Genomic DNA, 9,403 nt, shown 5'->3' on the forward strand with positions numbered 1-9,403 from the left:
AGCCCGCTCCCACATTTTAGACCGTGGCCATCTGTGGGATCCGGGTTGGACTCATCGCCGCCATCGCCACCGAAGTCGCCGCCGTGCGCGTCTCCACTCCCAGCTTCACATACACATGCTCCAGATGCTTGTTCACCGTCCTCGGACTCAACCCAAGAATGTCGCCAATATCCCGATTGGTCTTGCCACACGCCACCCAACGCAGCACTTCCACCTCCCGCTCCGTCAGTTGAAACCGCGCCGACAATAGCTTGTGCGCCGGCTCATCCTCCAGGGTGATCACGCTCGGCTGTGTCGCCGCACGCGCCGACAGCAAAATCCGCGACGTACGCAAATGCGCCGCCACCCGCGCCAGCACTTCATCGGTCTGGATCGGCTTGGTCACGTAATCGCTGCCGCCCACCTCGAACCCCTGCACCACATGCTTGCTGTCGGTGAGCCCGGTCATGAACACCACGGGAATGTCCGCGCTGGCCGGTTGTGCCTTGAGCCGGCGGCAGGTTTCAAAGCCGTCCAGCCCGGGCATCACCGCGTCCAGCAGGATCAAATCCGGGCGTCGGCGTTGCACGCGGTTCAGCGCGCTGAGGCCGTCCAGCGCCACCAGCACCATGTAGCCGGCGTCGTCCAGGGCGTCGGAGAGCATGGCCAGGTTGTCCGGGGTGTCGTCGACAATCAGCACCACGCCGGGCTCAGCGCTGTGGGTCAAGGCATTCATCTTCGGCCTCCTTCAGGATTCGGTTGAGTTCTTCCAGGCGAAAGCTTTTCAGCAAGGCCCGGAGCTTATTGATGAACGGTGCGGTACCTGGGCTGTCCAGCACGATGGCGTCGAGCTTTTCATGCAAACCACGCACATAGCCAATGGCGCTCAGTTCGGCGAGCACCGCGAGTTCTTCTGCGCTGGGTAGCGCGCCTTGGGTCGCGACCGGCGCGGCGAGCGGTGTGCGACGGCGCAGCCATTGCAAGTCCAGGTGCAGTTGCAGGCGTCCGAGCAGTTCAGGGGTACGCACCGGCTTGGCCAGGTAGTCGTTGCAGGCGCCGGCGATGCTGCGTTCGCGGTCGTCAGTGAAGGCGTTGGCGGAGATGATGATAATCGGCGCGGCAGACAGCGCATTACGCCGGATCATCCGGCTGGTGGCCCAGCCGTCCATGGTCGGCATCGAGAGGTCCATCAGGATCAGGTCCGGCGACAGCAGCGCTACCTGGCGGATCGCCTCCTGGCCGTTGCTGGCCTGGGACACCTCGAAGCCCAGGGGCGTGAGCATGCCGCTGAGCACCTTGCGATGGTCCACGTGGTCATCCACCACCAGGATGCGCCGTCGTTCGCCGTGGTAGCCGATGATGTCGTGCTCCACATGCACCACGGCTTGCGGCACGCGGACCTGGGACAGGAACAGCCGTACCTGGAAGCAGGTGCCCTTGTCCAGCTCGCTGACCACCCGCAATTCGCCGCCCATCAACGAGGTCAGCATGCGTGTGATGGTCAGGCCCAGACCCACGCCCTTGTCCTGGCGCATCAGGTCGCCGCGTTCGAACGGCTGGAAAATCCGCTCGATCTGTTCGGGGTCAATCCCGATGCCGGTGTCGATGATTTCGAAGTTGGCGGTCTCGCGCATGTAGCTGACCCGCAGGCGCACCTCGCCGCTGTCGGTAAAGTTGATCGCGTTGCCCAGCAGGTTGATCAGGATCTGCCGCACGCGTTTTTCATCGCCGCGCACTACGGCGGGGATCTTGCCCACGCAGTCCAGGCGAAAGCGCAGGCCCTTGTCTTCGGCCTGGGGGGTGAACATCTGCTCCAGGTCGTGGATCAGTTCCGGGAAGGGGATTTCGGTGAGCTCCAGGCGCAGCTTGCCGGCCTCGATCTTCGCCACGTCCAGCAGGCCGTCGATCAGCGACAGCAGGTGCGAGCCGCTGCGCAGGATGGTCGCCAGGGCGTCCTGATGCTGTTCGGGCATGGCACTGTCGCGCTGCAGAATCTGGGTGAAGCCGAGGATGCTGTTGAGCGGCGTGCGCAGCTCGTGGGACAGCCCGGTGACGTAGCGACTCTTGGCCGCGTTCGCTGCTTCCGAGGCTTCCTTGGCCTGTTGCAGGGCCTGGTCGGTGAGGCTGTGGGCGGCGATCTCCTGCATCAGCAGCGAGGTTTGCCGGTCGGATTCTTCCTGGGCCACCCGCCGGCTTTCGCGGGTGAGTACTACCCACCAGGCGAGTACGGCGGCCAGCACCGAGAGCGTGAGGAACGCCTTGAAAAACGCCTGGTACAAGGTTTGCGAATGGGGCAAACCCTGGGCCGCCTGCATGTAGATCAGCGCCAGGGCCCCGGCGAGCATCAGCACCAGCGCCATCAACAATCCGAGGTAATGCGCCAGCCGGGTATGCAGGCGCGGTACCAGCGTGGTCGGCAACAACCAGCGCAACACCCCTTCGAACTGGCTGGCCAGGCGCGCGTGGGGTTTGCAACGGTCGCCGCAACGCGCATCCAGTGAGCAACAGAGCGAGCAGATCGGCGTGCTGTAGGCCGGGCAGAACGCCATGTCGGCGGTCTCGAACGGGTTGCTGCACAGCCCGCAGATCACCAGGCCGGTGCCGGGTTGCGGGTGAATCAATTGCGCCTCGCTGCTGCGCGCAATGTAGTAGCGGCCCTTGGTCAGCCACGCCAATAGCGGCGCCATGATTAACGCGGTACCCAGCGCGACAAACGGTGGCGCAGCCTGCGCCAGGGCGCCGAACAGGCCGAAGTGGGCGAGAATCGACAGCAGCGAGGCAATCAGCATCGAGCCGACGCCCACCGGGTTGATGTCGTAGAGGTGCGCACGCTTGAATTCGATGTGTTTGGGCGACAGGCCCAGGGGCTTGTTGATTACCAGGTCCGCTACCAGCGTGCCGATCCAGGCAATCGCGATATTCGCGTAGAGCCCCAGCACCTGCTCGATCACATCGAACACGCCGAGCTCCATCAGCATCAGCGCAATGGTGACGTTGAACACCAGCCACACCACGCGGCCGGGGTGGCTGTGGGTCACGCGGGCAAAGAAGTTCGACCAGGCCAGGGAGCCGGCGTAGGCGTTGGTCAGGTTGATCTTCATCTGCGAGATGAACACGAACAGCACCATCGCCCCCAGCGCCCATTCGGGAGAGGAGAACACATAGCCGAACGCGACGAGGTACATCTGGGTTGGCTCGGCGGCGCGCTCCATGGGGATTTCATGTTGCAGGGCGAGGAACGCCAGGAACGCCCCGGCGAACATTTTCAACGCCCCCGGCACGATCCAGCCGGGCCCGGCGCATAACAGCGCGGCCCACCAGCGCTTGCGGTTGGCGCTGGTTTTTTCCGGAAGGAAGCGCAGGTAGTCCACCTGTTCGCCGATCTGCGTGACCAGCGACAGCGCCACGGTGCAGGCGGCGCAGAACGACAGCAGATTGAAGTCGCCACCGTCGCTGCTGCGGCCGACAAAGCTGGTCCAGTCGCTGAAGGCCTCGGGGTTTTTCCAAAACACGAAGCCATAGGGCAGCACCAGCAGCACCAGCCACAACGGTTGCGTCCACAGTTGCAGGCGGCTGATCAGCGTTACGCCGTAGGCCACCAGCGGGATCACCAGCAGTGAACAGATGACATAGGCGATGGCCAGCGGGATATGGAAATACAACTCCAGGGCAAGGGCCATGATCGCCGCTTCCAGGGCGAAGAACAGGAAGGTGAAACTGGCGTAGATCAGCGAGGTGATGGTGGAGCCGATGTAACCGAAGCCCGCGCCGCGGGTCAGCAGGTCCATGTCTACGCCATAGCGGGCGGCGTAGTAGCTGATGGGCAGGCCGGTGAGAAAGATCACCAGGCTGATGGCGAGGATCGCCCAGAAGGTGTTGGTAAAGCCGTAGCTCAAGGCCAATACGCCGCCGATGGCCTCCAGCGCCAGGAACGACACCGCGCCCAAGGCGGTGTTGGCGATGCGCAGTTCCGACCATTTGCGGAAGGACTTCGGGGTGTAGCGCAGGGCGTAGTCTTCCATGGTCTCGTCGGCGACCCAGGAGTTGTAGTCGCGGCGGATCTTGACGATGCGCTGGGTGCCGGGGAGGGGGTGCACGGTGGGGAACTCCTGCAAGGATGGGGAGATGGCAGCAATATTCGTGCCCCAGTCCTGCGGGGTGCGCTCTTCGTGGCGAGGGAGCTTGCTCCCGTTGGACTGCGAAGCAGGCCCAGCAAGACCACTTCATTTTTCCAGGCAGAACAGGGTCGCCGGTTTTGGGGCCGCTGCGCAGCCCAACGGGAGCAAGCTACCTCGCCACAGGGGTTTCCTTTCCCAAGGCGGGCGGGATCCTGCTCGAAAATGGTGCGCAACGGCATACGTCAAATGACGTATCCCGTTACGTCAGGCTGCGTATACCCGCCGTGGCCACCTGCCGCCATGCTGAACCCCTCATTGCAGAGGAGTCGCCCCATGGAATCACGATTGATCCGCTCCAAACCGTTGTTGGCTTTATCACTGCTGGCGGCGAGTCTGTTCAGCCATGGCGTCATGGCCGACAACGAAGGCCTGGCGGTGACGCCGACCGAAGTCACCGTCGGCCAGTTGCACTCGGCCACCGGCACCATGGCGATTTCCGAAACCGGTTCGATCCAGGCCGAACGCCTGGCCATCGAGCAGATCAACGCCTCGGGCGGGATCCTCGGGCGGCAGATCAAGGTGATCCAGGAAGACGGCGCGTCCGACTGGCCGACCTTCGCCGAAAAGGCCAAGAAACTGCTGGTGAACGACAAGGTGGCCGCAGTGTTCGGCTGCTGGACCTCCGCTTCACGTAAAGCCGTATTGCCGATCTTCGAGAAAGAAAACGGCCTGCTCTACTACCCGACCTTCTATGAAGGCCTGGAACAGTCGAAAAACGTGATCTACACCGGCCAGGAAGCGACCCAGCAAATCCTTGCCAGCCTCGACTGGATCGCCAAGACCAAGGGCGCCAAAACCTTCTACCTGGTGGGCTCGGACTACATCTGGCCGCGCACCTCGATGAAGATCGCGCGCAAGCACATTGAAAACGTCCTGCACGGCACCGTGGTCGGCGAAGACTACTACCCGCTGGGCAACACCCAGTTCGGTTCGCTGATCAACAAGGTCAAGCTGAAAAAGCCTGACGTGGTGTTTGCGGCCGTGGTGGGCGGCTCCAACGTGGCCTTCTACAAACAGCTCAACGCAGCGGGCGTGAATGCGTCCAAGCAAACCCTGTTGACCCTGTCGGTGACCGAAGACGAACTGCTGGGCATCGGCGGCGAAAACATGGCTGGCTTCTATGCCTCGATGAAGTACTTCCAGAGCCTCGACAACCCGAACAACAAAGCCTTCGTGGAAGCGTTCAAGGCCAAGTACGGCAAGGACGCAGTGATTGGCGACGTGACCCAGGCGGCCTACCTCGGCCCCTGGTTGTGGAAAGCGGCGGTGGAGAAGGCCGGCAGTTTCGACGTGGATAAAGTCGTCGCCGCATCGCCTGGCATCGAGCTGAAAAACGCGCCGGAAGGCTACGTGAAGATCCACGAAAACCATCACCTGTGGAGCAAGTCGCGCATCGGCGAAGTGCAGCCCAATGGCCAGTTCAAGGTGATCTACGAGTCGGATCTGATCGAGCCGAATCCGTTTCCGAAAGGCTATCAATAACCTCGGGTCTGGCGCTGATCTGAATGTGGGAACTGGTTTTGTGTGGGAGCGGGCTTGCTCGCGAAAGCGGTGAATCAGTGAGTGCATCCGGTACTGACACACCGTATTCGCGAGCAAGCCCGCTCCCACACAAGCCAGCTCCCACATAAAGCAGAAGCAGATTGCATTTCAACCTCCCGCTCAGGAGACCATCATCATGGAATGGCTATCGGAATTTGGAGCCATCGCGGCGATGCAGGGGTTCAACGGCTTGTCCGTGTTCTGCGTGCTGTTGCTGATGGCATTGGGACTGGCAATCATCTTCGGCCAGATGGGCGTGATCAACATGGCCCACGGTGAGTTCCTGACCATTGGCGCCTACACCACCTACGTCTGTTCCAGTCTTACCGCGCATTTCGCGCCAAGCTTTCAGCCGTATTACTTTTTCGTTGCCATTGCCCTGTCATTCCTCGTCGCGGGCGCCGTGGGCTGGCTGGTGGAATGGGCAATGATCAGCCGCTTGTACAAGCGGCCCCTGGACACTTTGCTCGCCACTTGGGGTTTGTCCCTGGTGATGCAGCAAACCTTCCGCTCGGTGTTCGGCGCCCGTGAAGTGAGCGCCGAACCGCCGGCCTGGCTGATGGGCTCGGTGAACCTCAGCGACGCCATCGAGATCCCGCGCAACGGCCTGTTCATGATGGGCCTGACCGTGCTGCTGACCGGGGCGATCTTCGTCATGCTCTACCGTTCGCGCTGGGGCTTGCAGGTGCGCGCCACCGTGCAGAACCGCTTGATGAGCCGGGCGGTGGGCATCAACACGCGCAAGGTCGACCGCATGACCTTCGCCCTCGGCTGCGGCGTGGCGGGCGTGGCCGGTGCGGCGTTCACCACCATCGGCTCCACCGGGCCGACCGCCGGTTCGCAGTACATCGTCGACACCTTCCTGGTCGTCGTATTCGGCGGCGCGCAAAGCCTGTTCGGCACCATTGCCTCGGCGTTCGTGATTGCCCAGACCCAATCGCTGTCGGAGTTTTTCCTCAGTGGCTCGATGGCCAAGGTGCTGACGCTGTCGTCGGTGATCCTGATCCTGATGCTGCGCCCGCAAGGGTTGTTCTCCATCAAAGTGCGCAAGTAGAGGCGAACCGATGAAGGCTCTAGACAAACTGCTGGGCGGCCAGCAAAACCTGATCGGCATCGTGCTGTTGGCGCTGTTGATCCTCGTGGTGTTCCCGCTGACCCTGGACGCCTTCCGGCTGAACATGGTCGGCAAGTACCTGACCTACGCGTTCGTCGCGGTGGGCCTGGTGCTGTGCTGGGGCTATGGCGGGATTCTCAGCCTCGGGCAGGGCGTGTTTTTCGGCGTCGGCGGCTACTGCATGGCGATGTTCCTGAAGCTTGAGGCCTCGGACCCGATCAGCACCAAGATCCAGTCCACCCCGGGCATCCCGGACTTCATGGACTGGAACCAGATCACCGAATTGCCGTGGCTCTGGCAGCCGTTCCACAGCTTCACCTTCACCCTGTTCGCGGTGATTGCGGTGCCGGTGCTGCTGGCGTTCATCATTGGCATGGCGCTGTTCAAGCGGCGGGTGGGCGATGTGTATTTCTCCATCGTCACCCAGGCGATTGCGCTGATCCTCACGGTGCTGATCGTCGGCCAGCAAGGCCTTACCGGTGGTGTCAATGGCATTACTGACCTCAAGACCCTGCTGGGCTGGGACCTGCGCGGTGACGGTGCGAAGATGATCCTGTATTTCATCAACGCCGGGCTGTTGTTCGGCTGCATCTTCATTGGCCGTTTTATCCTCGCCTCGAAGCTGGGCCGGCTGTTGATGGCCATGCGCGACAAGGAAGAGCGGGTACGGTTTTCCGGGTATGACGTGGCCAGCTTCAAGATTTTCGTGTTCTGCGTGGCGGCGGCGTTCTCGGCGATTGGCGGGGCGATGTTTGCCTTGCAGGTGGGCTTTATGTCGCCGTCGTTCGTGGGCATCGTGCCGTCCATCGAGATGGTGATCTTTGCCGCGGTGGGCGGGCGCATGTCGTTGCTGGGCGCGGTGTATGGCGCGTTGCTGGTGAACTATGGCAAGACCTACTTTTCCGAATCCTTCCCCGAGCTGTGGCTGTACCTGATGGGCGGGTTGTTTATCGCCGTGGTCATGTACTTCCCCAACGGCCTGGCGGGGTTGTGGGACAGCCATGGTCGCCAGGCCCTGGCCCGAGTGTTGCGGCGCAAGCCGGTGATCAAGGCCGAACCGGCGAAGATCAAGCCCAAGGCTGAAGCCAAGATCCTGGAGACACAGCCATGACCGCCGTTGGTTTTGAAATGAAGAAACCGGTGTTGGCTATCGAAGGCCTCACCGTGTCATTCGATGGCTTCAAGGCTGTCGACAACCTCAACCTGTATATCGACCGCAATGAAGTGCGGGTGGTGATCGGGCCCAACGGCGCCGGCAAAACCACGGTGCTGGATTTGATCTGCGGCAAGACCCGCGCCACCAGTGGCAGCATCCAGTTCGACGGCCAGGAACTGACCAAAATGCGCGAATACAACATCGTGCGCGCCGGGGTAGGGCGCAAGTTCCAGAACCCATCGATCTACGAAAACCTCACGGTGTTTGAAAACCTCGAGATGTCGTATCCGGCCGGGCGCAAGGTGTGGGGCGCGCTGTTTTTCAAGCGTAATGCCCAGGTGATTGCGCGGGTCGAGGAGGTGGCGCGGGAAATCTTCCTCGGCGACTTGTTGCAGCAGCAGGCGGACCTGCTGTCTCACGGGCAAAAGCAGTGGCTGGAGATTGGCATGCTGCTGATGCAAGACCCTGAATTGCTGATGCTCGACGAGCCGGTGGCCGGGATGAGCGTCAACGAGCGGGCGCAAACGGCCGAGTTGCTCAAGCGCATCAGCCAGGGGCGCTCGGTGTTGGTGATCGAGCATGACATGGAGTTCGTCAAGAGCATTGCCCACAAGGTCACGGTGTTGCATCAGGGCAAGGTGCTGGCCGAGGGCAGCATGGAGTCGGTGCAGAGCAATCCGAAAGTCATTGAAGTGTATTTGGGCCACTGAGGAGTCGGGCATGTTCAAGATCGACAAACTGTCGTGTGGGTACGGGCAGAGCCAGATTCTTCACGACCTGGAGCTGGATGTGGCGAAGCGTGAGATCGTCGCGGTGATGGGGCGCAACGGGATGGGCAAGACCACGTTGTTCAAGAGCCTGATGGGTATTTTGCCGCAGTGGCAGGGGCAGGTGAGTGTGGATGGGCATGATGTGTCTGCGCTTGAAACCCATGAGCGGGTGGAGCGGGGGATTGCCTATGTGCCGCAGGGGCGGATGATTTTTCCCAGCATGAGTGTGTTGGAGAATATTCAGACTGGGTTGCCGGCGGCGGCCCGGGGCAGGGTGCCTGAGGATTTGTATGCGCTGTTTCCGGTGCTGTATGACATGCGTTCGCGCAAGGGTGGGAATTTGTCTGGGGGGCAGCAACAGCAGTTGGCGATTGCCCGGGCGTTGGCGACGAATCCCAAGGTGTTGTTGCTCGATGAGCCGACTGAGGGGATTCAGCCTTCGATCATCAAGGACATTGCTCGTACGCTTAAGGAGATTCGCAATTTGCGAGATTTGACGATTGTTGTTTCTGAGCAGGTGTTGTCGTTTACTTTGGAAATTGCTGATCGGTTTTTGGTGATTGAGAAGGGGAGGTTTGTGATTGAGGAAACTCGGGATCGGGTGGATGAGGCGACTATCAGTCGGTATTTGTCGGTTTGATCTGGCTGCGCAATACCTGCGTTC

The 9,403-nt window shown here is 61.4% G+C and carries 7 protein-coding genes; 5 read left to right on the forward strand and 2 right to left on the reverse strand.

The annotated features are described in order from the left end of the window. Nucleotides 1–16: 16 nt before the first annotated feature. Entirely contained in the window at nucleotides 17–715 is a 699-nt protein-coding gene (locus HX786_RS30015; protein ID WP_008430557.1) for a response regulator, read from the reverse strand. After that, a complete protein-coding gene (locus tag HX786_RS30020; protein ID WP_178912999.1) occupies nucleotides 690–4,076 on the reverse strand; it encodes an ATP-binding protein in 3,387 nt (1,128 codons plus the stop codon). The genes HX786_RS30015 and HX786_RS30020 overlap by 26 nt, the downstream gene beginning before the upstream one ends. 354 nt (nucleotides 4,077–4,430) lie before the next feature. Here HX786_RS30020 and urtA point away from each other — a divergent pair, with 354 nt between their 5' ends. The 5 genes from urtA to urtE all read left to right on the forward strand — a co-directional run bounded on the left by urtA (nucleotide 4,431) and on the right by urtE (nucleotide 9,379). Beyond that, the gene (gene urtA, locus HX786_RS30025) at nucleotides 4,431–5,639 is read left to right on the forward strand and encodes an urea ABC transporter substrate-binding protein (RefSeq protein ID WP_003218263.1); all 1,209 of its coding nucleotides are present in this window, start codon (nucleotides 4,431–4,433) and stop codon (nucleotides 5,637–5,639) included. A gap of 196 nt (nucleotides 5,640–5,835) precedes the next feature. Further along, complete coding sequence (urtB, locus tag HX786_RS30030) at nucleotides 5,836–6,753, forward strand: urea ABC transporter permease subunit UrtB (RefSeq protein WP_177010127.1); 918 nt, start codon at nucleotides 5,836–5,838, stop codon at nucleotides 6,751–6,753. A 10-nt stretch (nucleotides 6,754–6,763) separates the two neighbouring features. Beyond that, entirely contained in the window at nucleotides 6,764–7,924 is a 1,161-nt protein-coding gene (urtC, locus tag HX786_RS30035) for an urea ABC transporter permease subunit UrtC (RefSeq protein ID WP_102606298.1), read from the forward strand. Next, on the forward strand, nucleotides 7,921–8,679 hold the full coding sequence (gene urtD / locus HX786_RS30040) for an urea ABC transporter ATP-binding protein UrtD (protein WP_003218258.1): 759 nt from the start codon (nucleotides 7,921–7,923) through the stop codon (nucleotides 8,677–8,679). Before urtC ends, urtD begins: the two co-directional genes overlap by 4 nt. 10 nt (nucleotides 8,680–8,689) lie before the next feature. Then, entirely contained in the window at nucleotides 8,690–9,379 is a 690-nt protein-coding gene (gene urtE / locus HX786_RS30045; RefSeq protein WP_008430563.1) for an urea ABC transporter ATP-binding subunit UrtE, read from the forward strand. Nucleotides 9,380–9,403 lie beyond the last annotated feature (24 nt).

The organism is Pseudomonas sp. 21615526 (assembly GCF_013386245.1).
Classification (GTDB): domain Bacteria; phylum Pseudomonadota; class Gammaproteobacteria; order Pseudomonadales; family Pseudomonadaceae; genus Aquipseudomonas.

What these genes read in the sequence shown, in the direction of transcription:
- HX786_RS30015 (WP_008430557.1), bottom strand. Translation starts at nt 715, where the DNA reads ATGAATGCCTTGACCCACAGCGCTGAGCCCGGCGTGGTGCTGATTGTC.
- urtA (WP_003218263.1), top strand. Translation starts at nt 4,431, where the DNA reads ATGGAATCACGATTGATCCGCTCCAAACCGTTGTTGGCTTTATCACTG.
- urtB (WP_177010127.1), top strand. Translation starts at nt 5,836, where the DNA reads ATGGAATGGCTATCGGAATTTGGAGCCATCGCGGCGATGCAGGGGTTC.
- urtC (WP_102606298.1), top strand. Translation starts at nt 6,764, where the DNA reads ATGAAGGCTCTAGACAAACTGCTGGGCGGCCAGCAAAACCTGATCGGC.
- urtD (WP_003218258.1), top strand. Translation starts at nt 7,921, where the DNA reads ATGACCGCCGTTGGTTTTGAAATGAAGAAACCGGTGTTGGCTATCGAA.
- urtE (WP_008430563.1), top strand. Translation starts at nt 8,690, where the DNA reads ATGTTCAAGATCGACAAACTGTCGTGTGGGTACGGGCAGAGCCAGATT.